Source organism: Bradyrhizobium sp. 179 (assembly GCF_023073535.1).
Taxonomy (GTDB): domain Bacteria; phylum Pseudomonadota; class Alphaproteobacteria; order Rhizobiales; family Xanthobacteraceae; genus Bradyrhizobium.
In genome coordinates, this window is sequence record NZ_JADPJR010000066.1 from 56822 (window position 1) to 81596 (window position 24775).

At 61.3% G+C, this 24775-nt stretch carries 57 protein-coding genes; 46 read left to right on the plus strand and 11 right to left on the minus strand.

Annotation, left to right across the window (positions count from 1 at the left end):
• The first annotated feature begins 77 nt into the window (after positions 1-77).
• From IVB12_RS15825 to IVB12_RS15920, 20 genes are all read left to right on the plus strand, one after another.
• Positions 78-941, plus strand: a complete 864-nt coding sequence (locus IVB12_RS15825) for a hypothetical protein (protein WP_247300387.1) — start codon at positions 78-80, stop codon at positions 939-941.
• A complete protein-coding gene (locus tag IVB12_RS15830; protein WP_247300388.1) occupies positions 938-1447 on the plus strand; it encodes a hypothetical protein in 510 nt (169 codons plus the stop codon). Before IVB12_RS15825 ends, IVB12_RS15830 begins: the two co-directional genes overlap by 4 nt.
• Positions 1448-1588: 141 nt before the next feature.
• Positions 1589-2224: a metal-dependent phosphohydrolase gene (locus IVB12_RS15835; RefSeq protein ID WP_247300390.1), complete on the plus strand. Its 636-nt coding sequence runs from the start codon at positions 1589-1591 to the stop codon at positions 2222-2224.
• The gene (locus tag IVB12_RS15840) at positions 2224-2460 is read left to right on the plus strand and encodes a hypothetical protein (protein ID WP_247300393.1); all 237 of its coding nucleotides are present in this window, start codon (positions 2224-2226) and stop codon (positions 2458-2460) included. Before IVB12_RS15835 ends, IVB12_RS15840 begins: the two co-directional genes overlap by 1 nt.
• Positions 2457-2996, plus strand: a complete 540-nt coding sequence (locus IVB12_RS15845; protein ID WP_247300394.1) for a hypothetical protein — start codon at positions 2457-2459, stop codon at positions 2994-2996. Before IVB12_RS15840 ends, IVB12_RS15845 begins: the two co-directional genes overlap by 4 nt.
• Entirely contained in the window at positions 2993-3370 is a 378-nt protein-coding gene (locus tag IVB12_RS15850) for a hypothetical protein (protein WP_247300403.1), read from the plus strand. Before IVB12_RS15845 ends, IVB12_RS15850 begins: the two co-directional genes overlap by 4 nt.
• Complete coding sequence (locus IVB12_RS15855; protein ID WP_247300405.1) at positions 3370-3549, plus strand: hypothetical protein; 180 nt, start codon at positions 3370-3372, stop codon at positions 3547-3549. Before IVB12_RS15850 ends, IVB12_RS15855 begins: the two co-directional genes overlap by 1 nt.
• Positions 3546-3713: a hypothetical protein gene (locus IVB12_RS15860; RefSeq protein WP_247300407.1), complete on the plus strand. Its 168-nt coding sequence runs from the start codon at positions 3546-3548 to the stop codon at positions 3711-3713. Before IVB12_RS15855 ends, IVB12_RS15860 begins: the two co-directional genes overlap by 4 nt.
• A 4-nt stretch (positions 3714-3717) precedes the next feature.
• Entirely contained in the window at positions 3718-3900 is a 183-nt protein-coding gene (locus IVB12_RS15865; RefSeq protein ID WP_247300409.1) for a hypothetical protein, read from the plus strand.
• Positions 3894-4118, plus strand: coding sequence for a hypothetical protein (locus tag IVB12_RS15870; RefSeq protein WP_247300411.1), 225 nt, complete (start codon positions 3894-3896; stop codon positions 4116-4118). The genes IVB12_RS15865 and IVB12_RS15870 overlap by 7 nt, the downstream gene beginning before the upstream one ends.
• Positions 4112-4687: a 3'-5' exonuclease gene (locus IVB12_RS15875; RefSeq protein ID WP_247300413.1), complete on the plus strand. Its 576-nt coding sequence runs from the start codon at positions 4112-4114 to the stop codon at positions 4685-4687. The genes IVB12_RS15870 and IVB12_RS15875 overlap by 7 nt, the downstream gene beginning before the upstream one ends.
• 8 nt (positions 4688-4695) lie before the next feature.
• Positions 4696-5106, plus strand: coding sequence for a hypothetical protein (locus IVB12_RS15880; protein ID WP_247300415.1), 411 nt, complete (start codon positions 4696-4698; stop codon positions 5104-5106).
• Positions 5103-6464, plus strand: a complete 1362-nt coding sequence (locus IVB12_RS15885; RefSeq protein WP_247300417.1) for a class I SAM-dependent methyltransferase — start codon at positions 5103-5105, stop codon at positions 6462-6464. Before IVB12_RS15880 ends, IVB12_RS15885 begins: the two co-directional genes overlap by 4 nt.
• Positions 6461-6754, plus strand: a complete 294-nt coding sequence (locus tag IVB12_RS15890; protein ID WP_247300418.1) for a hypothetical protein — start codon at positions 6461-6463, stop codon at positions 6752-6754. The genes IVB12_RS15885 and IVB12_RS15890 overlap by 4 nt, the downstream gene beginning before the upstream one ends.
• Before the next feature lie 86 nt (positions 6755-6840).
• Positions 6841-7545 carry a hypothetical protein gene (locus tag IVB12_RS15895; protein WP_247300420.1) on the plus strand — a complete coding sequence of 235 codons (705 nt, stop codon included), beginning with the start codon at positions 6841-6843 and terminating at the stop codon, positions 7543-7545.
• 311 nt (positions 7546-7856) lie between these two features.
• The gene (locus IVB12_RS15900) at positions 7857-8141 is read left to right on the plus strand and encodes a hypothetical protein (RefSeq protein WP_247300422.1); all 285 of its coding nucleotides are present in this window, start codon (positions 7857-7859) and stop codon (positions 8139-8141) included.
• Positions 8134-8343, plus strand: coding sequence for a DUF4314 domain-containing protein (locus IVB12_RS15905; protein WP_247300424.1), 210 nt, complete (start codon positions 8134-8136; stop codon positions 8341-8343). The genes IVB12_RS15900 and IVB12_RS15905 overlap by 8 nt, the downstream gene beginning before the upstream one ends.
• Positions 8340-8546: a hypothetical protein gene (locus IVB12_RS15910; RefSeq protein ID WP_247300426.1), complete on the plus strand. Its 207-nt coding sequence runs from the start codon at positions 8340-8342 to the stop codon at positions 8544-8546. Before IVB12_RS15905 ends, IVB12_RS15910 begins: the two co-directional genes overlap by 4 nt.
• On the plus strand, positions 8543-8941 hold the full coding sequence (locus tag IVB12_RS15915; RefSeq protein WP_247300427.1) for a hypothetical protein: 399 nt from the start codon (positions 8543-8545) through the stop codon (positions 8939-8941). The genes IVB12_RS15910 and IVB12_RS15915 overlap by 4 nt, the downstream gene beginning before the upstream one ends.
• A gap of 60 nt (positions 8942-9001) precedes the next feature.
• Positions 9002-9286 carry a hypothetical protein gene (locus IVB12_RS15920; RefSeq protein ID WP_247300429.1) on the plus strand — a complete coding sequence of 95 codons (285 nt, stop codon included), beginning with the start codon at positions 9002-9004 and terminating at the stop codon, positions 9284-9286.
• Between the two features lie 181 nt (positions 9287-9467).
• Here the strand turns inward: IVB12_RS15920 and IVB12_RS15925 are convergent, their stop codons facing one another.
• A complete protein-coding gene (locus IVB12_RS15925) occupies positions 9468-9650 on the minus strand; it encodes a hypothetical protein (protein WP_247300431.1) in 183 nt (60 codons plus the stop codon).
• A 378-nt stretch (positions 9651-10028) separates the two neighbouring features.
• On the opposite strand from IVB12_RS15925, the gene IVB12_RS15930 reads away from it, so the two are divergent.
• The 3 genes from IVB12_RS15930 to IVB12_RS15940 all read left to right on the plus strand — a co-directional run bounded on the left by IVB12_RS15930 (position 10029) and on the right by IVB12_RS15940 (position 11062).
• Complete coding sequence (locus IVB12_RS15930) at positions 10029-10274, plus strand: hypothetical protein (RefSeq protein WP_247300433.1); 246 nt, start codon at positions 10029-10031, stop codon at positions 10272-10274.
• A 10-nt stretch (positions 10275-10284) separates the two neighbouring features.
• Positions 10285-10506, plus strand: coding sequence for a hypothetical protein (locus tag IVB12_RS15935; protein WP_247300435.1), 222 nt, complete (start codon positions 10285-10287; stop codon positions 10504-10506).
• 124 nt (positions 10507-10630) lie between these two features.
• Positions 10631-11062 (plus strand): hypothetical protein, encoded by a 432-nt coding sequence (locus IVB12_RS15940; RefSeq protein WP_247300436.1) that lies wholly within the window; start codon positions 10631-10633, stop codon positions 11060-11062.
• An 8-nt stretch (positions 11063-11070) separates the two neighbouring features.
• Here the strand turns inward: IVB12_RS15940 and IVB12_RS15945 are convergent, their stop codons facing one another.
• Positions 11071-11694 (minus strand): DUF4118 domain-containing protein, encoded by a 624-nt coding sequence (locus tag IVB12_RS15945; protein ID WP_247300439.1) that lies wholly within the window; start codon positions 11692-11694, stop codon positions 11071-11073.
• A gap of 558 nt (positions 11695-12252) precedes the next feature.
• On the opposite strand from IVB12_RS15945, the gene IVB12_RS15950 reads away from it, so the two are divergent.
• The 23 genes from IVB12_RS15950 (at position 12253) to IVB12_RS16060 (ending at position 20600) form a co-directional block, all read left to right on the plus strand.
• Positions 12253-12510, plus strand: a complete 258-nt coding sequence (locus IVB12_RS15950; RefSeq protein WP_247300440.1) for a hypothetical protein — start codon at positions 12253-12255, stop codon at positions 12508-12510.
• Positions 12511-12888: a recombinase family protein gene (locus tag IVB12_RS15955; RefSeq protein WP_247300443.1), complete on the plus strand. Its 378-nt coding sequence runs from the start codon at positions 12511-12513 to the stop codon at positions 12886-12888.
• A gap of 86 nt (positions 12889-12974) precedes the next feature.
• The gene (locus tag IVB12_RS15960; protein ID WP_247300445.1) at positions 12975-13298 is read left to right on the plus strand and encodes a hypothetical protein; all 324 of its coding nucleotides are present in this window, start codon (positions 12975-12977) and stop codon (positions 13296-13298) included.
• On the plus strand, positions 13295-13525 hold the full coding sequence (locus IVB12_RS15965; RefSeq protein ID WP_247300446.1) for a hypothetical protein: 231 nt from the start codon (positions 13295-13297) through the stop codon (positions 13523-13525). Before IVB12_RS15960 ends, IVB12_RS15965 begins: the two co-directional genes overlap by 4 nt.
• Positions 13522-13755, plus strand: a complete 234-nt coding sequence (locus IVB12_RS15970) for a hypothetical protein (RefSeq protein WP_247300447.1) — start codon at positions 13522-13524, stop codon at positions 13753-13755. Before IVB12_RS15965 ends, IVB12_RS15970 begins: the two co-directional genes overlap by 4 nt.
• 101 nt (positions 13756-13856) lie before the next feature.
• Positions 13857-14159, plus strand: a complete 303-nt coding sequence (locus IVB12_RS15975; RefSeq protein WP_247300448.1) for a hypothetical protein — start codon at positions 13857-13859, stop codon at positions 14157-14159.
• Complete coding sequence (locus IVB12_RS15980; protein ID WP_247300449.1) at positions 14156-14467, plus strand: hypothetical protein; 312 nt, start codon at positions 14156-14158, stop codon at positions 14465-14467. The genes IVB12_RS15975 and IVB12_RS15980 overlap by 4 nt, the downstream gene beginning before the upstream one ends.
• Positions 14464-14814, plus strand: coding sequence for a hypothetical protein (locus tag IVB12_RS15985; RefSeq protein ID WP_247300450.1), 351 nt, complete (start codon positions 14464-14466; stop codon positions 14812-14814). Before IVB12_RS15980 ends, IVB12_RS15985 begins: the two co-directional genes overlap by 4 nt.
• Entirely contained in the window at positions 14811-15143 is a 333-nt protein-coding gene (locus IVB12_RS15990; protein ID WP_247300451.1) for a hypothetical protein, read from the plus strand. Before IVB12_RS15985 ends, IVB12_RS15990 begins: the two co-directional genes overlap by 4 nt.
• 172 nt (positions 15144-15315) lie before the next feature.
• Entirely contained in the window at positions 15316-15588 is a 273-nt protein-coding gene (locus IVB12_RS15995) for a hypothetical protein (RefSeq protein WP_247300452.1), read from the plus strand.
• Positions 15589-15653: 65 nt separating this feature from the next.
• A complete protein-coding gene (locus IVB12_RS16000) occupies positions 15654-15989 on the plus strand; it encodes a hypothetical protein (RefSeq protein WP_247300453.1) in 336 nt (111 codons plus the stop codon).
• A complete protein-coding gene (locus IVB12_RS16005; RefSeq protein WP_247300454.1) occupies positions 15986-16279 on the plus strand; it encodes a hypothetical protein in 294 nt (97 codons plus the stop codon). Before IVB12_RS16000 ends, IVB12_RS16005 begins: the two co-directional genes overlap by 4 nt.
• On the plus strand, positions 16273-16470 hold the full coding sequence (locus tag IVB12_RS16010) for a hypothetical protein (RefSeq protein ID WP_247300455.1): 198 nt from the start codon (positions 16273-16275) through the stop codon (positions 16468-16470). Before IVB12_RS16005 ends, IVB12_RS16010 begins: the two co-directional genes overlap by 7 nt.
• Entirely contained in the window at positions 16467-16724 is a 258-nt protein-coding gene (locus IVB12_RS16015; RefSeq protein WP_247300457.1) for a hypothetical protein, read from the plus strand. The genes IVB12_RS16010 and IVB12_RS16015 overlap by 4 nt, the downstream gene beginning before the upstream one ends.
• The gene (locus tag IVB12_RS16020) at positions 16721-16921 is read left to right on the plus strand and encodes a hypothetical protein (RefSeq protein ID WP_247300459.1); all 201 of its coding nucleotides are present in this window, start codon (positions 16721-16723) and stop codon (positions 16919-16921) included. Before IVB12_RS16015 ends, IVB12_RS16020 begins: the two co-directional genes overlap by 4 nt.
• Before the next feature lies 1 nt (position 16922).
• A complete protein-coding gene (locus tag IVB12_RS16025; RefSeq protein WP_247300460.1) occupies positions 16923-17222 on the plus strand; it encodes a hypothetical protein in 300 nt (99 codons plus the stop codon).
• Positions 17223-17224: 2 nt separating this feature from the next.
• A complete protein-coding gene (locus IVB12_RS16030; protein ID WP_247300463.1) occupies positions 17225-17428 on the plus strand; it encodes a hypothetical protein in 204 nt (67 codons plus the stop codon).
• A 2-nt stretch (positions 17429-17430) separates the two neighbouring features.
• Positions 17431-17664, plus strand: coding sequence for a hypothetical protein (locus tag IVB12_RS16035; RefSeq protein WP_247300473.1), 234 nt, complete (start codon positions 17431-17433; stop codon positions 17662-17664).
• The gene (locus tag IVB12_RS16040; RefSeq protein WP_247300475.1) at positions 17661-18092 is read left to right on the plus strand and encodes a hypothetical protein; all 432 of its coding nucleotides are present in this window, start codon (positions 17661-17663) and stop codon (positions 18090-18092) included. The genes IVB12_RS16035 and IVB12_RS16040 overlap by 4 nt, the downstream gene beginning before the upstream one ends.
• A 1103-nt stretch (positions 18093-19195) precedes the next feature.
• Positions 19196-19369 carry a hypothetical protein gene (locus IVB12_RS16045; protein WP_247300476.1) on the plus strand — a complete coding sequence of 58 codons (174 nt, stop codon included), beginning with the start codon at positions 19196-19198 and terminating at the stop codon, positions 19367-19369.
• A gap of 78 nt (positions 19370-19447) precedes the next feature.
• Positions 19448-19759 (plus strand): hypothetical protein, encoded by a 312-nt coding sequence (locus IVB12_RS16050; protein WP_247300478.1) that lies wholly within the window; start codon positions 19448-19450, stop codon positions 19757-19759.
• An 80-nt stretch (positions 19760-19839) separates the two neighbouring features.
• A complete protein-coding gene (locus IVB12_RS16055; protein WP_247300480.1) occupies positions 19840-20154 on the plus strand; it encodes a hypothetical protein in 315 nt (104 codons plus the stop codon).
• 218 nt (positions 20155-20372) lie between these two features.
• Positions 20373-20600, plus strand: coding sequence for a hypothetical protein (locus tag IVB12_RS16060; RefSeq protein ID WP_247300482.1), 228 nt, complete (start codon positions 20373-20375; stop codon positions 20598-20600).
• Positions 20601-21126: 526 nt separating this feature from the next.
• Here IVB12_RS16060 and IVB12_RS16065 read toward each other — a convergent pair.
• From IVB12_RS16065 to IVB12_RS16105, 9 genes are all read right to left on the minus strand, one after another.
• Positions 21127-21309 (minus strand): hypothetical protein, encoded by a 183-nt coding sequence (locus IVB12_RS16065; RefSeq protein WP_247300484.1) that lies wholly within the window; start codon positions 21307-21309, stop codon positions 21127-21129.
• Between the two features lie 69 nt (positions 21310-21378).
• On the minus strand, positions 21379-21978 hold the full coding sequence (locus IVB12_RS16070) for a hypothetical protein (protein WP_247300485.1): 600 nt from the start codon (positions 21976-21978) through the stop codon (positions 21379-21381).
• Between the two features lie 264 nt (positions 21979-22242).
• Positions 22243-22419: a hypothetical protein gene (locus IVB12_RS16075; RefSeq protein ID WP_247300488.1), complete on the minus strand. Its 177-nt coding sequence runs from the start codon at positions 22417-22419 to the stop codon at positions 22243-22245.
• On the minus strand, positions 22416-22631 hold the full coding sequence (locus tag IVB12_RS16080; RefSeq protein WP_247300489.1) for a hypothetical protein: 216 nt from the start codon (positions 22629-22631) through the stop codon (positions 22416-22418). Before IVB12_RS16080 ends, IVB12_RS16075 begins: the two co-directional genes overlap by 4 nt.
• Complete coding sequence (locus IVB12_RS16085) at positions 22628-22849, minus strand: hypothetical protein (RefSeq protein ID WP_247300490.1); 222 nt, start codon at positions 22847-22849, stop codon at positions 22628-22630. The genes IVB12_RS16080 and IVB12_RS16085 overlap by 4 nt, the downstream gene beginning before the upstream one ends.
• A gap of 3 nt (positions 22850-22852) precedes the next feature.
• Entirely contained in the window at positions 22853-23092 is a 240-nt protein-coding gene (locus IVB12_RS16090) for a hypothetical protein (RefSeq protein WP_247300491.1), read from the minus strand.
• Between the two features lie 2 nt (positions 23093-23094).
• Positions 23095-23406, minus strand: coding sequence for a hypothetical protein (locus IVB12_RS16095; RefSeq protein ID WP_247300492.1), 312 nt, complete (start codon positions 23404-23406; stop codon positions 23095-23097).
• Positions 23403-24032 (minus strand): ParA family protein, encoded by a 630-nt coding sequence (locus IVB12_RS16100; RefSeq protein ID WP_247300493.1) that lies wholly within the window; start codon positions 24030-24032, stop codon positions 23403-23405. Before IVB12_RS16100 ends, IVB12_RS16095 begins: the two co-directional genes overlap by 4 nt.
• 223 nt (positions 24033-24255) lie before the next feature.
• Entirely contained in the window at positions 24256-24774 is a 519-nt protein-coding gene (locus IVB12_RS16105; RefSeq protein WP_247300495.1) for a hypothetical protein, read from the minus strand.
• Between the last annotated feature and the right edge of the window lies 1 nt (position 24775).

Consider the following 24775-nt stretch of genomic DNA (forward strand, 5'->3'; position numbering starts at 1 on the left):
CGCCCGCAAACCAATGCGTCACGCGCTATATCTGCGCGTGACGTTGCTACAGCACAGCAACACAACAGGAGAACGACATGACCGAGCGTCTCGGTATCAAGCGCAAGCTGACCAACAGCCAGAAGATGAAGCTCGCCAAGCTGGCGTGGACCAAGTTCATCGACCCGAAGCTTCGCACCAAGGAAGAGAAGGCGCGCCAGCACGTCGTCGAGGCCATTCTCGCCGGCGCCAAAGCTATCACTGCCGTTGAACTCAAGGCGCTGCGCAAGTTCGACATGACGCAGACCTTCCGCTATGTCGATGCGCCCTACCAGCTACGCATTCAGACCGGCGAGAAGGAATTCACCGTCGGCGACAAGACCGTCACTCGGCCGGAAACGCAGCTCATTTCCCGTCCCCGCGACTGGGATCAATTCACGCCGATCAGCATGAAAACCGCCATGTCTGGCGGCTTCGAGGTCTACGAGAGCGAGCGCTACCTGAACTACGGCAAGACAAGTCCCATCGATCTCGGCCAGGTCATCGAAGTTCCAGCTTATGGCGGACATTTTGCGTCGCTCGACGGCGAGCAGATCCTCGATGGCCAGGTCGATCACAATGGCTCGACCGGCGCGGAGAAGTTCTACTTCCACTACTCTCCGTTCATGACGCCGAAGATCGACGCGGCCTTCCGCGCCTACTTCCAGATCGCCAGAGAGCGCGCCGAGACCGAAGGCAAGATGGCGATGACGGCCTGCAGGCTGATCAATGCCTCAACCCACTATCAGCAGATCCTCGAATTCTGGCCGGAAGCGGCTGAAATCGAGGGTGATCTGTTCGAGGATCGGCTGCCGTCGGCCGTCTCACTCGTCACGATCTCTGACGAGGACAAGGCGCTGCTCTGTCGCAACATGCGCAGCCGCGGCGTCAAGGGGTCGGACCTGTGCAAGGTCGCGGCATGACCCAGGTCGAGCGTTACATCGTCCGCGGCGAGGATGATCGCCGCGGAGAATGGGCCTTCATCTACCTGGATGAGGAAAGGGGCGTGTTTTCTGCCGTCTCGTCCTATGGCAACTACGCCCATATCTGGTCGCACCGCGGCGACCAGACGCTGAAGGAGTTCCTGAAGGATCTGGACTTCGACTACTTCATGGGCAAGACCCGCGGCCTCGACTACCGGCGGTTCGACTACGAGGCGACCGTCAAAGGCATTAAGGCGTTCATTTGCGACCAGCGTCGCCAAGGGGCGGTCGACAAGGAGCACGCCCGATCCGCCTGGCGCGAGCTCGAGGATATGGAGCAGGGGAACAGCGCCGATCTGTTCGGCCAGGCTCTCTACAACTCCGAGCACCTCTATGACCTCTACGGCGGTGATATTGGCGGCGCGCTCGAAGTTAGGCCGGACGGTGACAGTCTGGGCTTCTGGGGCGCGATCTGGCCCGAGTTCCTGAAACAGCTCCCAGCGTAAAACCAGCGCGCAACCCTCTAGCTGCGCGCTATATCATAAGTCAGCATTGACTTACACAAGCGCCCAGCTTAGGAGATCCGCATGAACGCCCCTGTCTCAATTTCCGCCGCTCAGATCCGAAAGGCGAATATGGGGGCCCATTTGCGCGCCCTGATCTCAGAACTCACCCTCGCCGACCTGATCGGCGACGTCCGGTCGCCAGGCCACCCCGATCGGCTCGGCAATTACCAATACACCCACAACGGCCGCATCTTCTTCTCCTGCGATCCGCGGCCCGACGAAGTCCACATCGACGACATCGCCAAGCACCTGTCGCGCAACTGCCGGTTCGGCGGCGCCACCATGAGCTTTATGTCGGTCGCCGAGCACTGCTGGCACTGTTCGCAGGTCGTTCCCGAACACGAGGCGCTGGAAGCGCTGCTGCACGACGCGGCCGAAGCCTACATCGGCGACATGATCCGCCCGCTCAAGACCCTCCCCGGTCTGGGCGACATCTACCTGAAGATCGAGTCCGGCATCGAGCGCGCCGTCGCCGAGCGGTTCAAGCTGGTCTACCCGTGGCCGGCGAGCGTGAAGAAGGCCGACGAGTTCGTGGTCGGCGCCGAAGTCGCACAGAACATCCGCTCCAAGGTCACGAACCACCTCTCGGATGATATCGACGCCCGCGACGCCGGTCTGAAGTCCGATCTCCGCTTCTACTACTGGGGCGACGAGCTGGCCGAGGTCTTCTTCCTCCAGCGCTTCTATGAGCTGGCCCGCAAGCGGGAGATCGCTTGATGGCCGAGTCCTGGCCCGATCACAGCGCGGAGCTCGGCCGCAAGGCGATGGAGCGGATCGCTGCCGACGTGCAGCGCTACGAGGACGGCGAGATCACCGAGTCCGAGCTCTGGGACACTGCCGATGTTCTCTCCGAGGTCTGTCAGGGCCTGATCGACAACGAGACCTGGAACACGATCTACGCCGTGCGCCAGGAGATGGCCAAAAAGCTGAAGGCGGCAGGTATCCACAGATGACCGACGATCCCTTCGACAAGGACGCCTGGTTTCTGCGCGCTGTCGCCGCCGGGGTGGTGCGCGTGGAGAAGGACGGCAAAATCCTGCGGCCGGGCAAGTTCGCCCTCCAGGAGATTCCGCTCCAGACCCATAAAAAGACGGGCCGCGTCTACTTCAACCTGACCTTCGAGAACAAGACCAAGTCGATGCTGGTGAACCGCGCGCTCGCGCTCGTCCACCTGCCGAACCCGAACAACTGGCCCCAGGTCAACCATATCAACGGCAACAAGGGCGACAATTGGGTCAACCATCCGACCAAGCTGCCGCGGTGCAACCTCGAATGGTCAAGCAAATCGGCGAACGAGAAGCACGCCTTCGCCACGGGTCTCAAATCCAACCGCGGCACAGCCAACGGGAATTCGAAGCTGACTGCCGACGACGTGCAAAAGATCCGACAAGCGCCAGCCGACACCCTTTTTGATCTCGCGCATGATCTGCGCGTCAGCATGAAAACGATCACGGATATTCGCGAACGTCGAACCTGGAGGCATTTGTGACCCCTCACGTCAAGATCAAGCCGATCGAGATCGGTCCCGGCACCTTTGGCACCGAAGTTCACGTCAGCTTCGGCGGCCAGAACTACCTCACCCGCCTCAATTACGCGATGGCCGACACGCCGGCGACGCGGGCGCTCCAGGCTCAGCTGTTCCTCAAGCGCCACAATGCGCGCGTCGCCGAGGACCACTACAACGCGACCTTGAGAAAAGTGGACGTGACGATGTCATTCGACGAGGTGAAGAAGGCAGATCGCGTGATCGGCATCACCCCTACGATCAAGAGCCACGACGATCTGATCGCCTTCGCCAAGGAGGGCTCGCCGATCCTCAACGCCCTGCCGAAGCAGCGCCCCGGCCTGCGCCTGGTGAAGTGATGTCGGCTCGCAAGGAAGAACGACTTCGGCTCATCAAGCAGGCTGCCTCACTTCAGGAGCGCTACGCCGACCTGACGCAGAATGATCCGGCGCCCGACGAAGTGCTCCAGCACTGCCGCGAGGTTGTGCGCTTCGGACCGAAATCACTGCAAGAACTGCGGGAAATCTCCTTCCCATGAACGACGCCTACTGGCGCGGCTACCAGGCCGCGCTCGATGGCGACTACAGCAACCCCTACCCGCTGTGGTCGCCGCTGAACTGGAGCTGGGAGCTTGGAAACGCCGCAGGGCACCAGGTTCTCTGCGCCGCCCTCGAACACATCGCCACGCACCTACAGGACTGACACCATGCTGCCTGATCCGCTCCCCGAAAAGATCAACGAGTCCGACCGCAATGCGATGCGGGTCGCGGGCTTTCTCGTGGCGATCTTTTGCGTGATCGCCGCCACCATCATCGTGACCGACGCTGTTCGCGGTTCGAAGCCGGCGTGCTGGCAGGGCATGGAGATCGGGAGCGATCGCCGATGCTGATCCGCTGGCTTTTCGGCTCGAAGAGGAAAACCGTGCTGCCCACACCAGTCGCCGAGCCGCGGCGTGATTGGGGTGTGGGTGATGATGTCGAATATCCCGGCGATCGCCTGATCATCGAAGGACAGAGGCCGTCCAAGATCATCATTACCCGAGCCGGCAAGGTCGTCTGGGTTGGCAACTCTGTCGCGGATCTGGTGAACAAGGTGACGGCATGTTGATTGTAGGAAGCGACACCGAAACAACCGGCCTACTGGCCAAGGACGGCACCCCCGGCGATGCGCGCATCATCGAGGTCTACGCCGGCCTCTGGGATACGGACAAGCGCCAGCAGGTCGACGAGCTTTTCCTGCGGATCAATCCGCAGCGCTCGATCGATGTGGCGGCGCAGCGCGTCCATAAGATTGCGCTGGCTGACCTGACCGGCTGTCCGATTTGGAAGGACGTCGCCGAACAGGTGCGCGACTTCCACGAGCAAGGCGACGTCGTCGTTGGTCACAACTGGGACGGCTTCGATAAGCCCTTCATCGACGGCGAGCTAGTGCGCGTGGGCCTGCCCAAGCTGACGAAGCCGACCTTCGACACCATGCTCGAGGGCCGCTGGGCAACGCCAATGGGCACGGTGCCCAATCTGGGCGCGCTCTGCTTCGCCTGCGACGAGCCCTACGACCCCGCCCTCGCGCACGCGGCCGATTACGACGTGCATCGGATGATGGCGTGCTTCTTCAAGGCCCTCGACTGGGGCTTTTTCACCCTGCCCCAACCTGCGGCAACCGCGCTCGCGGCATAGGAGACCCCGTGACCATCCAAGAACAGTTGAAAGCCGTCATCGAGAGCACGGTCAAAGTGCTCGCGGAGGATATCAGGCAAAAGGAATTCCTGCTCGATCAGCAGTCCAAGCTGATCGACAACCTCGTTGCTGAGAACGAGCGCCTCAAGCCCATTCGCCGGCAGGTGAAGTTTGTCGAGCGCGTGCGGCCAGGAAAGGCGAGCTCCTGGCGCCGATCGGCATGGCTGGGGCTACGCGACGGCATACTGACCGCGCCGGACCGCCTGTTCCTCGCAATCAAGACGCCGCTGCTCGGCACGATCTTTGGCGCGGCCGTGGTCGTCGGATCCCTCATCGCCTGGCTGGTCGCGCGCCCGCTGATCCTGATCGTCGGCCTATGCGGCTTTCTGGTCGAGAAGAAGGAGCTCGACCGTCAATGAACGCGCACGTCCCTGCCCTCAAGCTGCGCCTGCCCGATATCGTCGCCGAATACGAGAAGAAGGCGGCCGGTCTCGATGCCGCTCTGGAAGCTGTCGGCCGCGCCGCAAGAGACATGGCCATGGCAGCGACGATCGGCGGGACCTATGGCGACACTCAGATCGATGTTCGGCTGCCCGCCGACTGGGCGCTCAAGCAGCACCTGCTCAAGTCGGCCTGGAAGCACGTCTACGACGGGCTGAACATTGCCACGCTGTCGAGCCCGAACGACAAGCGTAAATGGGAGATGGCGATCGCGAACCCTCCGGAGTTCACGATGGACAACATCCGCGCGACCTTCGGCCCCTATCTCGAGGACCCCCGGAAGTCGATCCTGAAGGCGTTCGCCGAGGTCTTCTGCAACCTCGACCCCTACTACAAGAGCCACGAGAAGATCAAAATCGGCGTCAAGGGCCTGCCGAAGCGCGTCGTCCTTGGTTCATTCAGCGAATATGGCTCCGGCTACGGCGTCGACCAGGTCAAGTCGATCCTGAACGCGCTCGCGGCGTATCAGGGCAAACCGCTGCCGGACTATGCCGAGATTAACCGGCTCGTCGGCAGCAGAGCGCCATCCGAGAATTACCTGACCGAGCCGTGGACGCACAAAGACTACAAGAATGTGGAGCACCGCTTCCCTTCGCGCGGTGTCTGGCTCAAGCGCTACAAGAACGGCAATGGCCATCTCTACTTCGACAAGGACACGCTGACCGACATCAACAAGGCGCTGGCCGAGTTCTACGGCGTGGTGCTCGGCGACACCACCAATTGGACTGAGGAGCCCCGCGAATCGACCGCGGTCGTGAAGGATCTCCAGTTCTTCCGCTCGACCAAGAGCGTCGTCGACCGCGTGCTCTACCATATCGATCTCAAGGACAAGCTGGTGCTCGAGCCGAGCTGCGGCGACGGCGCCTTCCTCGATGCGATCCGCAACGCCGGCGGCATCGGCTTTGGCGTCGAATACGATGCTGGCCGCGTCGCGATGTGCCGGGCCAAGGGTCACAAGGTCCAACACGGCAATTTCCTACAGACCGTCCCTGTCGAGAAGTTCGACGTGGTGCTGATGAACCCGCCCTTCTATGGCCGGCATTACGCCAAGCACGTTCGCCATGCCCTCAAATTCCTCAAGCCAGGCGGCGTGCTGAAAGCGGTGCTGCCGGTGACTGCGCGCTACGACCACGGCGAGCTCGACGACCTGATCCCGAAGCCGCGCTGGTCCTGTGACAGCGCCTGGGACGACCTGCCGGTCGGCTCCTTCAGCGAGAGCGGCACGAACGTCAACACCACCATCCTCACCCTCTACAAGCCAAAGGCAGAAGCATGAACCCCGTCAAATTCGAAGGATCTGAGATCGTCGGCGCACCCGAGAACTGGGACCCGGCGCGCGACGGCGAATGTGTGGGGCTGCCGGCGCAGATCTCCATCCTGCCAAACGGCATGAAGATGTTCACCTCGGTCTGGAAACCCACGGACGCGGAGCGGCGTGCAATCGCCGAGGGTGCGAACATCGGCATCTCCTGCTTCGGCGTCCAGGTCCCGATCATGCTGTCGGCCACGGAGATCGATGGGCCGATCGTGGAATTTCAGAGCGATACTGCCAGCCGGCGGGGCTGATGTCCCAGCCGCAATCCGAAATGCTGCTCGCTATACATGCATCGTCACTTGATGACGACAACAGAGCAACAGCACAGGAGATGAGAATGACCAGCCCGAACACTGCCACCGCGATGACCGTCGACAACATGGACGAGCTTCTGTCGGATCTCGAACTCGAAATGACCGACGAGGGCTCCGAGGAGATCGTCGAAGAGGTCGTGACAGTCGACGAGGGCGATCTCGCCGCGGTCGAGACGCTGACCGAGAAGGAAGAGGCCGTTGCCTCGATGACCAGCGAGATCGAGGCCGACGCCACCGCTGTCACCGCGCCGGAGGGCGACAAGCCCGCCAAGGCTGCGAAAGCGCCCAAGACCGCGAAGGCGCCGAAACAGCCCAAGATCGAGCGCGACCTCTCGGCGATTCCCGACGAGTTCTTCCAGCTCGATGCGAGCTCCGCCGGCTACGACAAGGCGGCTGTGATCGCGCTGCGCCCGACGCAGAAGAAGATCGCGGAGAAGTTCGACAACCTCTTCGCTTCCCTCGCCGCCGGCCGCGCGCCGTCCGTCTACACGATGGCGTGCTTCAAGGTGCTGCACGAAAAGGGCGAGGTCACGTCGAGCGATCTCGTCGCCGCGATGAAGGCCGCTGCCAGCCGCTCCGGCGGGGCCTACTCCGACGGCACGGCGCGCTCGCAGGTTGGCCAGCTGATGAACCTCTTCGGAGCTGTCGGCGTCGCTCACCGCGCGAACAACAAGCTGACCTTCAACAAGGACAGCAAGATCGCCGAGCGCCTGCTGGCGCTCGTCTAACCGAGACGGAGGGCGGCGGGTCCCGCTGCCCTCCCCTCTTTTGACTGCTTCGATGGAGCGGGGCCGCGCGGGACATATGCCGATGCGTGCAGTGCGTGGCGATTAAGCCCGCTCCATCAAAGCAGTTAGCAGGGGGACCGTGTTTTGACGTTGCCCGCGAAAGCCGTCGGAGCTCAGAAGGCGCCGACGGTTGCCCCAACGAATAACGAGAAGTGACCTGGGTGGTCCCCACCGACGCCATGCCCGGCGCGGAATTGTCATGCCTTCAAGGTCACGAGGGTTCGCGAACTGCTTTTTGAAAGGAGAGACCGATGACGACTTGTCCGAAATGTGGCGCGACCAGCGGCAATGACTGGTCACAATGCAAAGGATCCTGCCCGTTGCCGGGATCGCCGCACCACAAGCCGGAGCAGAAGCGTCGCGTGATCAACGCCGCGGAAGCACTCTATTGCGTCCGCGAGACCGTGATGCAGAGCGGCTATTACCCGAAGGAGATCGTGCAACTCCTCAAGATCGTCCAGCCCGACTGGGAGGCCCGTCTGAATGGCGACGGCGAGATCGAAATTTTGGCCATGGAGGAAGAGAACGTTGAATAAGCCCCCTGCCCTGAAGCCGCGCGACCGCATCCGCTTGATCGCGATGGGGCCCGACCCCGATCCGGTGACGCCTGGCGCCGAGGGCGAGATTGTCACCTCGCCGGTTCTGGTCGGCAACGAGTGGAGCGTGTGCGTGAAGTGGGACGACGGCCGCACCCTTGGCCTGATCATTCCGCCGGACCGCGTGGAGAAAATCGCATGACCGGTCCCAATGGACAGCGCCGTTGGCGACAGCAGGATCTCCTCTACGCCCGCGAGGAACTTCGAAAGGCGAGCACGAATCTGTGGCGCGCTCGCAAGATCGGCTATCGGCCGGTCCTGCTGCGCCATTGCGAGCGCCTGGTGTGCGCCGCGCTCGATCACGTCTGGGACATCCAGGAGGAGATTAAGGAGCTGAGCCGATGACCAAGAAAGAAGCCGTCAGCCGCCTCAAGCGCGTCGCCAAGGTGATGTTCGCCGACATCTTGGACACGGTGCTCTATCGTCTCGGCGATCACTACTCGCCAGACGAGGTTGGGGACGACGCGAGCGCCAGGCGCCAGATTCAGGGCTACATGCAGCGCTGGGTCTTCGAGGATATCGGCGAGCTCGATGGTCCGGCCCAGGTCGAGGCTGCGTTCCAGAACGCCTTCTTCCAGATCGCCTCGCGGCACATCGCGGGCTACCAGTTCCCCGGACGGTATCGAACGCCGTGGATGGATCGAATTCCCGGCCTGTCGGAACAGGAGATCCGGATTCGGGAGGAAGGTGAGCTCTACTGGATCAAGCGCTTCGATGAGATCGCGCGCGGCGTCGGATAACCCCTTCCCTCAAACCCCGATCTGAATTACTTAACAAGGGGTTAACAAGGTTGACCTAGAATGCTCCGCCGCCGTGTCCCACCTGCCCGCTGCGTCGATTGCGGCCGGCCGCGCTGGGGCCGGTTCCTGCGGTGCAAGCGCTGCCAGAAGGTGCGGTTCTCCGACGCCATGGAACAGAGCTGGCGCCGCCGCAAGCGCCATCGGCAGATCGCCCTCGAAGCGAAAGCGGAGCCGGCGCGCCCTGTCGCCGATCTCGATACCTTGATGCGCGAGGCTGATGCCGCGGCGGCCCGCGCGCTCGATGCGGCGCTGCGGCTGGCGAACAAGTTTGGACGAAATCGTTAAAGGACGATATCGCTGAAGACCGTTCCCCATCGGTCCCCTCGCCCGCGGTCCAGATCGAATCCCAAAGCCTGACCCCATGGGTCATGGTGAGTTCGAACGCGGGCGAGGGAACATCGCCGGGTGATGCGGCCGTCCAGAAGCACGGCGACGGTATTTAAATAGCGAAGTCGCTAATTCGTTCCTACCGCTGCATCGGACCGAGCCCGACGCCGAGCTCATGGGCCTTGGCGCGGAGTGCGCCAACACTGCGCTTGAGTTCCTTGGAAACCCGAGCGACCTTGGTCCCCTCCTTCGAATGGCGCTTGAGAGCGCGGAGGTCGTCCTTGGTCCAGACCCGGCGTGTTCGCTTTGCGGCTTTCGACATAGTCACTCCATTTGCATTCCCACTCCTTTGTTGTCCCGAAAAGAGACCGCCCCGGTGAGACGAGGCGGCCCAAGTCAAGGGAGGAAGCCGACCTGGAGTGGAATGGCCGGCGCCAATACGCCTAATAGCGATGTAGCTAATTCGTTCCATCGCGAAAGCTGTAAAGCGCGAAGTCGCGAAAGCGCTGGAACGCTCTGAGGCGCTTGCAGGGCGCGTCGTGCATTCGCTAAATCGCGACGCGAGCACAGAGACAGGGTCGAACTCCCCAAGCGCTCAGTGAGCTTCCCTGCGCGTTGATTCGCCCTAAAATGCCAGCCGACATCCTCGCTCTTTCGTGCAATCGTGCAAGAGCGATTTGACGAAAAGGAGAAAGCCCGAATGGACGAGCGTCAACGACAGATCCGTGACGAGCAGGTGGCTATGAGCAGGTCACGGGCGCGGTTTGTGGCCAAGAGCATCGCCTTTAATGCCGCGCACCAGCGGATCGGCGAGAGCGAGGGCTTCGTTACCGACCCCGACAGCGCGCACAAAGCGGCAGAGGCAGCTACCGCAAAGCTCATGGTGCAGTGCCCGGAGTGGCACACCATCGAGATCGTGCTGGAACGCAAGGAGAACATGCGCTAGATTCTGGCGCATGGACAATTCGCCCAAGGAAGTTTTAGCGAAAGCACGACGGGTTCGAATTGAGCTCCGCACCCGGCCGTGCCTGGAAGGGCTGCCGATCGGCGTCAACGACCACGGCGCCAGCATCTATCGGCACCCCAAGCCGGGCCAGGCCAACACCTTCCATGTTCCCTTCGCAGAGATCGAGGCGATCTGGGACATGGACCTGGGCAAGCGCGTCTGGCGTCGCTAAGCCTTTTCGCTAAAACTACCTATCGCCCCATCGTTCTCCCAGCCGCAATCCGCCGGCTGATGCTGCATCGTTCAATCGTTCTTTCGCGAGTTCGCGCGAAAGCCTTTGAACGATGGAGCGAAACATGGATAGCGCGAAGGTTTGGGACCGCGACGCGGTCATCCACCTCATCAATACCAGCAAGCCGGCCCTGGCCAAGGCTCTCTGGACCATCTACCAGCGCCAGACCGCCGACGAGCAGCGCACCCAGACGACGAACGTCCGCAACAAGCGCGGCTTCAACAGCAACGATGCCCAGTTCCTCTCGGACGTCGCGCGCAAGCTGCCGCTCTACGACTTCAACCTGACCGACCGGCAGATGGCCAAGGTCCGGCCGATGATGCGCAAATACTGGCGCCAGCTCCTCGAGGAGATCGAGCGGAAGGGCGGCGCCGTCGTTAAATCGCCCAAGCGTGCAAAGGCGATTGGGCGAGAAAGCGAAAGGGCGATCCCTCGCGAGACCGCCCCGGTGCGTCGTGAAATCGCTAACCCGCTCTATGGCGCTTGGACGCTTTAGCGTTATCGTTATCCAGCGAGATCGTGATTCGGCGAGATCGCTAACAAGCGATTTCGCCATTTCGCGGCGTGGCTGGCGATCCATGGGGTGAGCAGGACGAGAGTGACGCAACAGGCGAACAGGTAGAGTTCGCTCTGGCTCGGGACATTAAAGGTGAGGGCAGGGGGCTCGACAACGAGATTGTGGGCGGCCGCATTGAAGGCAGCGACGATCAGCCCGTGAACAGAACCAAAGATCAGCGCCGTGGTGATGGCGGTGAGAATGTAGAAGATGCCCGGAAGCGGGAAGTCGAGGAGAGCATGAAGGAACATCGTCGCCGGGACCGAGACCAGGACCGATCCGAACGCCACGAAAATGAACGGCAGAACGCTGCGCGGCGGATCCACATCCGAAGGGGCGGCTTCGTGGGTGATCTCGGTCTCGTCGGAGGTCGCCGATTCGGGCCAGGTGTCGTGCCCGAACATCAGGAGTTCGCCGGCGAAGTCGTCGATCTTGGTCGACATCTGGTCCAGGCCCGCGGCTTGCATCGGGGGCAACTGGTGTTCGGCTGCGAATTTGCTGGCGTGTTCGATAATGACGCCCCCGAGGGCCGAGGAAAGCTGGGAGAAACGGGCGGCGGACTTGAAGGGCATTTCAATACCTCTAGGCGTGTGCTGATGGAACGAGAGTGTTCTCACTCTGTTCTCTTTTCGGTTTTTACGCAAGCACAATTTTCGGGAAAGTCGCATTGGGGACGATGAAACGATTTCGTGCTATCGTTCTTTCGCCAAAGCTTGCTCGGGAAATACAGTTGCAACGCCACCTTGTAAACTGGCCCGAAGCCGTCCCCGGTGTTCTACGGACGCGCAAAGCAGTGGATTTACAACCGTTTAGTAAACGTTCAGAAAGGAGTTAACGACTGTGACCAAAAAGAGACTAAATTCCGTCCAACTTGAGGAGCTGCTGAGCCGCCTCAAGGAGCGGCCGCCGACGCGGAGAATCCATGATCCGCATCGGCGGGGCCGCATCATTCCGAGCAAGAAGCTCTATCGACGCAAGCCCCGGACACCCTCCGGGGCTTTCCATTTTGGCGAGATTGTAGGTGCGGCATGCCTGCAAGTTCCGGCGAGCGGCAGCACTTGCCACGCGAATGTCTGTCACGCCGCGCTATAGCGCAGACATCGAACACAACAGCGCACAGGGATTGAGCAGTGGCAATTATCGAACGAGAAAACGTGCAGGCCCCGACGGTTGCAGAGGGTGACGCAGGCATTATCTTGAAGGCCGACGGGACATTTCGTGTTTTCAACACCATTGCCGATCCCGCCAATTTGACGCCGGCCCAACGGGAGCTTGGCAAAAAGCTGATTGCGCTTGCCACCGCGCTCCAGGATCCGACGATCCTTGAACTGCTCTACCAGGCTGCTGGTCTGTTCGACGACGTGGTCAAGATCAAGATGGATTCCTAGATGACGCAGCACCTTTCCCGCTACCGCGTCCTGGAGATGTTCGCCGAGAGCGTGGTGAAGCTCGAACTCGGCGACAAGGACAACATCGAGGCGGCATTTACCAGGATTAAGCGCCAGGCCAAGAAGGCGCTGAACCACCGCGCGCCGCCGCGCAACGAGAACCTGGAGCAGGCCAGGAAGAAGGCGGTCGCCTCGACGAAGCGCAAAGCCGCGGAGTTTCGCGCCTTCATCATGCCCATGATCAAGGATGCGCAGAAGGAAGGCTGCGTCAGCACCCGCCAAATCGCGGAATGGCTCAACAAGAAGGGCTATTCGACCTCGCGCGGCTTCGCCTGGTCGTCGGGCTCGGTGCACCGCATCATCACCGCCGCAGACTAAGCTCCCGTCGAGATTCCACTCGACAACCGATTATCGCCGTGCAATAGCACAGTCAGCACTGACTTATTGAGAGGGGAACAGCACCTATGCCCAACATCATCAAGACCATCATCGAGAAGGTCTCGGCGCCGATGGCGGACGCCGATGATTTCGCGCCGACGGACAGCGAGGCGCTGGAGCTCGCCGAAGAGGAGCTCGATGCGAACAAGACCGCGCTGGAGCAGGTCGACGCCGAGAACGATCGGTTGGCCAAGGCGCTGCGCGAAGCGGAGGAGGCGGTGGCCTACCTGCACCTGCTCAACCCACACCGGCCGATCACCGACGCCAACCGCGAGATCGAGAACCGGATCTACTCCATCGCGATGATCGTCGGCGCGCGCAAGGAAGCGCCGCGGTTCACCCGCAAATGAGCCGCACTCCCGAAGAACTGGAGAAGCTCCTGCGAGCGGCCGAGGAGGCGATTGTCTACCTCAACACTTGCGGGCAGCGCCCCGTCGTGGACGAGAACCGCGAGATCGAGCAGGAGATCGCCGAAATCGTGGCGCGCGCCAGGCCGCGTCGCCGGCTGCCGGACCAGGCGGTCATCGTGCGGCAGTATCATGAGCGCATGGCTCGCCAGCGGAGCTACCAGTTATGATCACGGACGAGGATCGGGCGCTCGTCGCCACCATCACCTTCATGCGAGCGCTGAACCAGGAATGGCTCAAGCAGCAGCTTGGTCGGCCCATGAAGGAGAGCCCGGTCCCGAACTGGCAGGAGGTGGCGCCGGCAGATCGCCAGCGGCTCCTCCGGAGCATGAAAACAGCCTTGGCTGCAACCAAGACCGAGAACGTCCTGAAGGTCATCGAGAACGCCAAGGCATTGTAATGCCTGCTCTTTACCGTCAGTTCTGACTGTTTTCCGCCCGCAATCCAGATCGTGCTGTGAGACATTAGAGCACGATCAACGCTCACAGAGGCAAACAGCACATGGCCCTCTACCTGGTTGAAGCCGAACGCATCAGCGTGCGGCAGATCGAAGTCGAAGCCGACAGCGCTGATGAGGCGCGCGAGAAGGCGCAGTCGATGTCCGAATACCAGATCGAGTCCTCCTTTCCGGAGGACAGCTATTACTGGCAGTTCGATTGGCACCCCGTTCGCGTGAACGAGGATCTGCAACCCATTCCCGACCCCAGGCCGGCGCCGATGTCCGTGCGCTTGGGCGGCGACGAGATCATGCACAACCTGCTGCTGGACGACAGCACGCACCTGCCGGTGGAGGCCTGCCAATGAACCCGATCGAGCTGGACATCATCACTCGCCTGATCGAGATCGCCCGCGAGAAGGACTACACCATCAGCGTGTTCGACGGCGAGGAATACGCCGTCAAGCGCGAGACCGACAAGGCCGTGATCCTCGCGGCCATGGCCGCGACGGAGATGGACACCCTGGTCCTCCGCGACCCGGCCGGCGTCCGCATCGGCTCGGTCACCCTGATCTACGGCAATGATCTCGAGGTGATCTCCGATCACAGCGACAACGTCCTGACCAACGAGGTCGTGGCGCGGACCATGATGGAATTCGACAGGAGCGCGGCATGAGACTTTGGATTCTGGCCAGCCAGGCCGAGAGGGTGGGGCGGCTCTATTGGAGCTCGCAGCGCGGCTGGACCTACAAGGAGCTCGCCTCGCTTTATCGCGAGCCGACACGCGAGACGATCCAGGAGCAGCCGATCGGCGCCAAGCTGATCTGGCTCGAGGCAGAGGTCGACGCGCGCGGCTTCATTAAGGTGATCGAGCCGCAGGAACGGCCGCAGATCACCGATCTCAGCAACCTGTGGCGCGATCAGGCCATACCCACCCGCGTCTACACGGTTCGCGGCATGCCGAACTGCGTGCAGATCCATCCCGGCTACAGCGTCAAAATTTACCTGAAGGAAGCATCGTGAAGAACCGACACCATCACCTCATCGACGCCATCGAGCTCCTCAATCCGGCCGAGGCGCCGGCCATGGGCAGGATCGAATCGATCTGCCTGCGCCAGCAGAACGGCGACAGCCTGTTCGTAAACCACGTCATCGTCGAACTGGAAATGGGCATGATCTACGCCAAGTCCACATCGGAAGATCCGATCTGGCACATGGTCCCGGTCGACGAGCTGGTCGGCCTCGAGATCCAACTGTCCGACGATCCCAAGGTGAAGGGCTGGTTCAAGGACTTCGACACGTTGCCGCAGATTCTGGTCGCCCTGCGATCGGAGAAGAAGAAGGGCAGCTGATCTGCCAGCCGCAATCCATGTCGCAACGTGCGACGTTGCGACATCTGCAACGCGCAACGGAGGGCCCAATGAAGATGTTCAAGATCGGCGGCTGGCACTGGCTCGGCTGCTACGTCCGCGGCACGCTCTATCTGGTCCGCAAGGTCGGCCGCATCGGCGATTGCGTGCGCCCATGACCGAAGAGAGGAACCGGCGCATATTGGTGGGCGGCGGAATGCGGGGGCTCGCCTTAGCCGTGGCCGCGGCCCAGGCGGCGATGCTGGATCCGCCCGCGCTGCCCGCGCGCCGCGAGCTCCCACCGCCTCCTTTCATGGACTATCCCATCGAGCCGCGCAGAGAGCGCTACCGCGACTGGGAGGACCGCAAGAAGCCGCGGCCGAACCGCAAGAGGGCCAAGCAGCGGGCACAAAAGGAGGCGCGCCGGCGGCAGCGCAAGCGCCGCTAAGCTCCCACCCGCAATCCAACTGCTGATGTGCGACAAACGCACATCAGCAACAACGCGAGCGCGACATGCACACCATCGAGACCATTGCGAAATCCTGGGGTCACTCCGTCGATTACGTCGAGCGACAGCGCTCCCGTGACCTTGTCGCCGAGATCCTCACCGGCCAGAATCCCGACTATGACGACCTCGTATTCACCTTGGCAGTCCAAGAGCTCCGCCCCGCGGAAGAAGCCTTCGATCCGCTGGTGAGGCTCGCCTTCTACGCCACCTCGCGCGAAGTCACGCCCGAGCAGGCCAGGCGCCTTCAGCAATATTTCATGGGGATCGCCGCGGGTATTCTATCCTTCAACGCGACCGAGGGCGACACCTGGTCCGAAGAAGCCTGCGAGGCGCTGGCTTGATAACGGTTGAAGTCGCCTTCTCCGACGGCCGCACGTTGACCATCGGCAAATTAGACCCGCGCAACACCGTGCGCCGGGTCGAGGAGCTGATGTGGCGCTATGGACAGGCCATCACGCGCATCAACGTGGTCGCGCGCGGCCTGGAGATGGCGGAGGCCGCCCGTATGCGCCACTATTTCAACATGGTCGAGTTCGACCTGCGGATCAACACTTCGATGGACCGCATCGGCCCGCGGGAGTTCGACCTCTATGAGCTCGCCAAGTATCCGCGCAAGGGTGCGGCATGCTGAGCTTCGCCGACCTGGTGCGCGGCTACGAGCAGGAGGGCGACAAGGAAGCACTCTTGCAGCTTCGCGGACTGGTCGAACGGTTCTATATTGCCCGAGAGGGTGTCCACCCGCTGGTCAAGCTGGCGATCGAGCAGGAGAGGGATCGTCGCCTGACCATGGTCGACGAGGCACTGGGGAGATTGGAGCAATGAGCCTGGAATTACTGCAACGCGCCTTCGAGGCCACCCGCCCAAGAAGGATCGACCCGCGCGAGCTCCATACGGTCGTCACGCTGGCGGAGATGCGGCAGGCCTTCGTGGAATACGTCCGCCTCCGGAAGATCCAATTCTGCGGACCCAACGCGCACAAGAAGCCCGTCAAGGAGTATTTTGAACGGAAGATCGCCTACATCGAGGGGCGGTTTCCGGCGTTCAGGGCGGCCTACAAGAGGGAGTTCGAGCGATGACCGACGCCTTCCGCAACCTCGTCAACGTCAAAGCCCTCGCCGGCGACGTCGGGGCGCTGGACGATATCCTCGAGGTGCTTCAGGCCATGGAGAACATGGCAGAGGAGATCGCACACGTCGTCACAGCCAGAACCGCTGCGGTGAAGGTGCTGGTCGACCGCCTGGAGCTCGCCTTCGGCCAGGCTCAGGTATCGTGACATGCCGAGCATCGACAATTGGCCAAAGGAGCTCGTCAACGACCTCCTCAAACAGGCGATCAAGGACGGATCCTGGGCCAAGCAATATACACAGGACTGGAGCCTGATCGTGGGAAAACCCAACAGCTTCGACCTTCCGGAGCAGCCAGACGCAGTCCGCATCCACCTGCAAAAGGACAGGTGGCCTCGCCGCGGCGAACATGCCTTTAGAGACCCCGAAAACATGAACGCTGCGATCGTGGTTCCCCAAGAGCCCGAGCAGCCCTATAAGGACGATCCGCGATACGGAACCTGGGGGTGACAATGGACAAATTGCTGACCGAGACCTCGCACCGCACCCTAATCCAGCTCAACAACCTGGCCCGTCTCCGCCGGCACGACCTGGAGCTGCGCGGCCCGCCGAACAGCACCTTCAGCTACACGGAAGAGACCAAGGGCCGGATCGCGGTGAAGCGGGTCACAACCGACGAGAACGGCCTCGCCATCATCCCAGGCGAGCCCTACTGACCATGACACCGCAGGAGATCCGCAACGAGCGCCTGAAACTGTTCGCCAACTGGCTGAACACCCTCGGCGCCGCCATCATCACCGCCGGAACCTTCGTATCGGCCGCCCAGTTCATCTTCGGGCTGCTGCCCAAGGACACGGACAACGGTCTGGTGGTCGGAATGGCCCTCACTAGCATCGCGGGCGGTTTCGTCCTACATTTGTTCGGGCAACTCACTTTGGCGGCTCTCCGATGACCACCAACCAGCTCATCGCACTCCTTTTCCCGCTAGGCACCGCCGCAGCCTGCGGCCTGTTCGCGCTTGGCACGGTGAAGTGGCTGAACCGAAAATACCCTGCTACCGCTTCGCCGACCACCAGAACCAGCCCGTCGGAGCCGGTCGAGGAAGAGTTCACGAACTACGCATCGTCGGACGACTTGCGGAGGAACCGTATCCCACCGGCCGTGGGCGATGCCGATCGCGCCATCCTCGATGCACTGACCGCTCCCGACGAGAGCGACGAACGGCTGGTCCTTTCTCCGCAGGCCAGGCACCGGCTGCACGAGGAGATGGTCCGCGATCTCGAGGCCGTGGAGAAGATCCTGGGCAAGGTGCGCCTAAGAGAGCGCCGCCTTCACAGCCTCGAGGACGCGATCCAGAGCTCGAACGGCGGCAACTTCTAGGCGAGCAAACGCCACAGAACGGGTAGTCCCAACTGCCCGACGCTCCAGATTTTCTGAGCACCTCGACCAGCGCCGTTTCGGCAGCTTCTGTAGACCCACACAGAACCACCCCCGCTACAAGCCTACCCAATAGCTCCGTTCTAACTTTTTCTGTAGCACCAAGGAAAATTTGATTCTGTGTGAGATCGAGTTCCAATCCCAAAACGCAATCGAAGAACCCACAACCTCCGGCCGACCACCTCAAAAACGGTAGAGAGAAACACCAAGACCACAGCGAGCCCAAATACCCATTTCCGGAGAGAGCCAGGTCAGACCCGCTCAAAGGCAGATCCTCGAGAAACCAAGCACCGAATAGAGATCGCAGAGAGCCCCAAAGAGAACGATCGACCAGTGAGAGCATAGAGAGACGAAGGACGCACCACCGGTCACGAGAGAGCGATACAGACCCCATGAGAGCGTAGAGAGGGGTAAGAGAGACGGGGTCACGCATAGAGGGGCACACGAGCACCTAAAAGCGCAGCAACTCGCAATTGCTCAGAGCGGCCGGCCGCGTCGATTTACCAGCCCGATTCCAACGCCGCCCACCTTGGCCTCGAAACGCCATCACCGATTCCAAAATTAGGAACGGCCGCACATACCTCACCCGCCTAATAGGCGACTTCCGCGCCATGGTGAGGCACAGCGCCTACGCCTCGTTCCCACACCATGGCGGGCCACCTATCTCCGGAAGCGCCCCACACCATGGTTGTCCCGAGGGCGCTCCATGGCCGGAAGTTGGATTTCCGTCGCCGCACCCTCTCTATAAGAAACTACTGTAAGTAATAACTTACTAAGTAGTGAGGGTGCGGACACGGAAGGTGACAGGAAAGTGGCCGGCCATGGGAAGCCCAGTTCCGACTGTAGGAAACATGCCACACCATGGCGAACCTTGCCCGCTCCGCGGGACCCGCCGTAGGGAGCCCGCTGGTGCGTCCATGCGCGTCCCCGCTCCCAAGACAGCCCCCAGACCCAAATAACTCACCACAAGCTGCCGCCCGCAATCCTCGCAAGCATCTGCGATCGTCTTTGCACGCGCAATTCTGCGCGCAACGCACGAGATGAACATGCAGCTCTCCAAGTCCCAGCTCCGCGAACTCGCCCTCGACGCCGTCACCACCCCTGGCGTGAAGATCACCGTGATCCCGCCGAAGCGCACCATGGCGGACATCCGGAAGGAGGCGGCCCAGAAGCGCCAGGCGGAATACCTGGAGAGCCGCCTGGCGAGCAAGATCGCCTAAAACGGCCGTTTGCAATCCTGTCAGCGCTGACTTACACAGCGCTGACAGCACGCACGCTGTTCCAACAGAGAGACCGACATGGACCTTTCCAGCTTTCACGCCAATTTCGCCGTCATGAACGCCAGCGACGCATATGGCGGCGACCTCGGCGAGCGCTACCAGGCCGTGGTGAACCAGGACACCTTCATCGAGATCTGCACCTGCTCGCGGCCGGACCGTGGTCACTACTATGTCGGCCACGTCGCTCCCTTGAAGGATCACTGCTACGACCTCGGCGAGTTCCAGAACGACCTCCGGAAGGAGGGCATCTACTTCCTGCTCGAGACCAAGAGCGACGTTCGCGACTTCCTCGGCTTCGTCGCGGAGCAAGTGGAGCTTGAGCGCCCCTAACAGCTCCCAGCCGCAACCCAGATCGCGCTGTGCTCTTGTGTGTGCAGCGCGATTTTGCGCGACAACAGACGAGAAACACCATGAAATCCCTCTATGACCGCCTGGAGCAGTCCTACGCCGCCATGGGCGCTGCAAAATGCACCCTGTCCCTGGTCGAGGCCAAGACGCTGCGCATGGGCGCACCACTCGTCCTCTCGGACAACGCCTACATGGTGCTTGGTGATCACGTCACGGGGTTCTTTGGGGTGATCTTGGAGAACAACGGTTTCACCGCCTTGAAGGGCGAGTGGGTCACCACGCACCACACGCTCGCCATGCTGTTCCCGAAGACGACCTATGACGAGGCCTGCGTCTCGCTCCTGGAGCAATTCCACATCGACACCGCGGTCAATTAAGCGGAGGAGGGGCGCTAGGCGCCCCTTTTCGTGTCTAGGCCACGCCATGGGGCTGGCCAACCACAGGCGCCATGGTGCTCCCTCGGCCAAGGATTGCAGGCCAGGCGGCCGGCCACGGGGTCTTTCTCCGCCGGCCGCGGCGCACTCTCCCAGCCGCAATCCAGCTCGCAGCGTGAGATTCTTGATCATCGACAGCACGCAACCAGCGAGACGCGCACATGATGAACCAGCACCTCACCCTGATCCGCCGCGCCACCAACGCGATCGAGACCGCGCTGACCCGCAACGGGTTCGCCGTCGGTTACGTGCAGGACAGCCTGCGCTGCGCCCGTCGCCACCTGAAGGCTGCGAAGAACTTCACCCTCAACGGCAACGTCGAGTTCGCCCGCATCGAGATGGCGAACGCCTGCACCCACATGAACATCGTGCTGGGGAGGGCGACGTGACCGCCAAGGAGATCTTCGCCTGCATCCTGGTGGGCTCCCCGCTCGCCGTCTTCGCCCTGATCTTCGTGATCACCACGCTCTAGGAGCGCGCCCATGACCCTCGCCGAGACCCTGTTCATCGCCACGCCGGTTCTGGTCCTCACCATGATCTACTGCTGGGACTATGCGATGGAGCTCCTGGTCCCGGTCGCCGAACCCTCGTAAAGGAACAACCCTCTGATCCGACTAGCCGAAAATTAGACCGCGCGGGTAGCGCCCGCTGCTCGCATCGACCGCACCAACCTGCTGGGCCACCCGTGAATCCGGGACAGCGGGAAATACATTCTGCCCTGATTTCGCCATGGGAATGGCTAGGTATTGCCACGGTTTGGAACCGGTGGAGAAAAGGCTAGGAACGGATAGGATTAGGAACCGGTGGGATGCGCCGGCCTGGCGGCCGGCGGGTCCCGCGGACTTGCTGAGCGGACCAACTTTTCTAGTAAATTGAGCTAGATAGCTGTTTAATTCAGCTATCTAGCTCAGTTGACTAGTGTGCGATCGCGTAGCGCGCGTGTGCTTCTGCTAAATCGAAGACTTCGCTTTCGTCGAATTCGACGATGTCAAGAGTTTCGACAATTTCGAAAAGCTTGTGCTTCACTTCGCGCTGTTGCTTGCGTGCGCGCGCGTTCGCTTTTTCAGAAGCTCGCATGATTGCATCGTAGTAAGACATTGCTCTAGCTCTGCTTTTGAGGTGAAACTGAGAGTGCAGCGCGCGACTTGCGCGCGCTGCGTTGTCTCGTTACTGCGCTGCGACTTCGTCGCTCAGCTTGATCTGCTTTCGCTCTGCGATCGCTTTGACTGCTGCGTTCTCACGATTGAGCGTGAAGCATTCATCGTTGTTCGCGTTGCGCGTGACGTTCAGCATGTTCAGCGCGAGATAAGCATTGATCGTGCTGTTGTGCTGCGTCGCAACAGTCGACTTAGAGACTGCTTTCTGCACGCGCGTCGACTTGATCTTTGCATCAAACTTCGTCTTGATGTCGTTTGTGCAGAGCGCTGCGACAACGTCGCGCGTGATCTCGATTGACGCTTTTTCGAGCACAAGCGCGCTGTCAAAGAGCGCGTTGCAATACTGCGACATACGCGAAGCGCTGCAAGCGTATTGCGCGATATCAAGCATCTTCTCGACGCTGTAGACGTTCAGATTGACGCTTGCAGCGTCAAAGTTGCACGCGAGCAAGAGCGAAGCGATGTCATCGCTGCGCTGCGCGACATCGCGCACATCTGTCAGCTTCTTTTTGTTGCTCGACGTCATCGAAGACTTTGCATCTTCGCGCGCAATGCGAGCGTCGATTGCAGTAGCGATAGAAGCGCGAAGCGTCTGAATGTTCGAAGTCATTGTTTCTACTCTCGTTGTGTGCTGTAGCGTGATTGCTACGTAGCTATAAAACGATATGTCGCACTGTCAGTCAATACTGACTTACATAATATGATTGCGAAGATGAATGCTTCTTTGAAAGATTATTGCGCTCTAATACGCAATAAAGTTGCGGGGTTCGTCGATGTCTTAGAATAAAATTTCGCGACGCAAGGCATTGCCTCGGGTGTCGCCACTACTCCGGAGACCTAGCCTTGGGGCTTCCCGAGCGGCAAATCGGAGCCGCTACCCTTGGGGCTTGTCGCGCTCTGCCCGTGCGAGTGCCTTGGCTTTCTCAAGGGCCTGCTCCGGGGTGTCCCGCCCGGAGACCGCGCGTCTGGATGCATCATGGTCAAAGTAGAAGAAATACGAGACACGGACCTCGTAGCTTTCCTCGTGGCGATGGATGGTGACCCGCTTCATGGCTCGACGATGATCCGCACGCTCCGGCGCAGCTCGGCGACCTCTTGGGCTTTCTGGAGCGCCTTCTGGTAGGTCATGGCGTCCTGGAGGACGAGAGAGTGGTCTTTGACGGTGATCGTAGGGGAGACCAGCGTGAAGCGCCAGAATCGGCGCCCCATGGGTTTGCGGAGGTGCTCCCGCTCGTAGCGGCCGGTGTAGACCTCGATGGTCACATCGCCTTCCGAACCATGATGCAGGCCCGTAGCCAGTCATCCCCGAGGCGCTCGATCGCTTCGAGAATGTGATTGTAGCCTCTGGGGAGGAGATCGGGCCGGTCGAGGATCAGTGCGACGGCGATCGCCTCGCTGGCGGAGTAGACGCCGATGTGAGCTTCGTCCTGCTGGACGCGCTCGACCATCTTGAAGATCCGTGCCGGGAGTTCTGGGTCCATAGCTTACCCCTTGGGGGTGAGAATCGTGTAGCCGCGCTGCTCCATGCAGTTCGTGACCATGCGGGCGTCCCCGACGAAGCCATTGGCGCGCTTCTGCTCGATGCACTCGTGCTGGTCCTTGGCGAGCTGCTCGGGCTTCTTGCCATAGCTGTCCACGACCGGTGGCTCATAGCGGCCGTAGCCTTCGCCGCCTCCGCAGGCCGTGAGGGAGAGCAGGGCGAGGAAAGCCAGATATTTCAGCATTTCTATCCTTGGGACTTTGGTGGCAGGAGCGACTTTTCGAGCTCCGTTCCATTCACCTCTACCCAAGTCCGGAAGGAGGCTTCAAGCAATTCCTTCATGGCCATGTTGCGCATCGACGCGGTGGCCTTGAACGCCCGGTGGAAGTCGGGGTCCATCTTGAAGTTCATGTCCTGGATGCCGCTGTTCGACTTCGCCAGGTTGTCGGAGACCTGGTTGGGGGCCGGGGGAGGTGTCGGCAGTCCACGCGCTCGCGACCTCGGGGGCGGCGGCACTCCAAGCTTATCGTCCTTGGGGTTCGAATCCGTCATGGTCATTGTAGCTCCTCGACTTTGGCGATGATCTCTTTGGCCAGTGCCATCGAACGATCATTCAGGGAGGGATATTCCGTCTCGGCGATGCAGCGGCCGATGTTGTGGGCGTTGATGTAGGCGACCTTCATCGGCAGGTGGGTCTTGGCGACCGCGTAGCCGGCCTGCTCGATGTAATTACGGGCGTCCTTGACCGCGGCTTCGCTGTCCGGGGTCTTATTGAGCACGAACAGGATCTTGCGGTTGTCGATGCCGCGCGATCGCAGCTCGTGGGCGAAGCGCACCTGGGGTGCCAGGTCATCGCCGGAGACGCCGGTGGGCACCACGACGACGGTCGCGTCCTGGGCGAGCCGCAGCGATTGAGGATCGCTCTCGGGCCGGCCGTCGAACACGACGAGGTCATTGTCGCCGCGCAGCGCCTTGGAGACGTCGGTGAAGGGCTCGGCCGGGATCTCGGGCCGGACGTTCTGCGACATGCGAAGCGCGGCCCAGTCGACCGACGTCTTCTGCTTTACGTTGAAGTCGGCAATCTTCACCTGCCAAGTTCCCTGGGCGTAGGTGCGCGCGATGAGACGGGCGAGCGTCGATTTGCCGACGCCGCCTTTCTGCGACAGGCAAGCGATTGCAAGCATCCTGATGAGCCCCTGCGGAGAGTTCCAGCGATTTAGCGAAATCGTTAGTTCTACAGGGTTAATAGTCTCTTAATAGATTCGCAACGGCAAATTTTTGTGAAAATTCAAATGGGTGGGGAAACTGCTACGTTTTTAAGTCAGCGCTGATTTAGAGAGGCCCGGTGCTCTTGCATAGCCGCTACCACTTTTTGCAATGTTTCCACGGTCATAGCGGAACCTTCGACTACGCCTTCGAATCGGCTTTCACATTTGATGTAAAGCCGCTGTAAGTCGAAGCTGATCGGTCAAAACTGGCATAAACGAGCGCGTCCAGCGTGTCTTCCCGTAGTAATGCGGACTCCGAAGCGAGGTGGTCCCGGTCCTTTGCGGTGTCCACCGGCTCGAAATCGGGGTGATCGAACAGCCAGTCGTAGTCTGCCTGGTCGAGCCGGAGCACGCGCCAGACGTATTGGGTCTGGGCGCTGATCATCTTGGTCGGCAGCGCATAGGCCGGCACCAGCCCGTCGAACCACTCCTTGCCGTAGCGAAGGAGATCGACGTCGGCGACGACATAATGCACCGGCGTCAGGTCGAAGCCGCGAAACTCCTCCACGACCTCGCCGAACTCGTCAACGCGCGCGCCGCCGACCAGGATGTCCTTGACCGACATCGGGATGTTCTTGTGGCTGGTGAGCCAGCCGGCGAGCTCGCGCCCGCCGCCGACCCACACTTCCAAAGCTCGGTCTTCGCGCGCTCGCTGCATG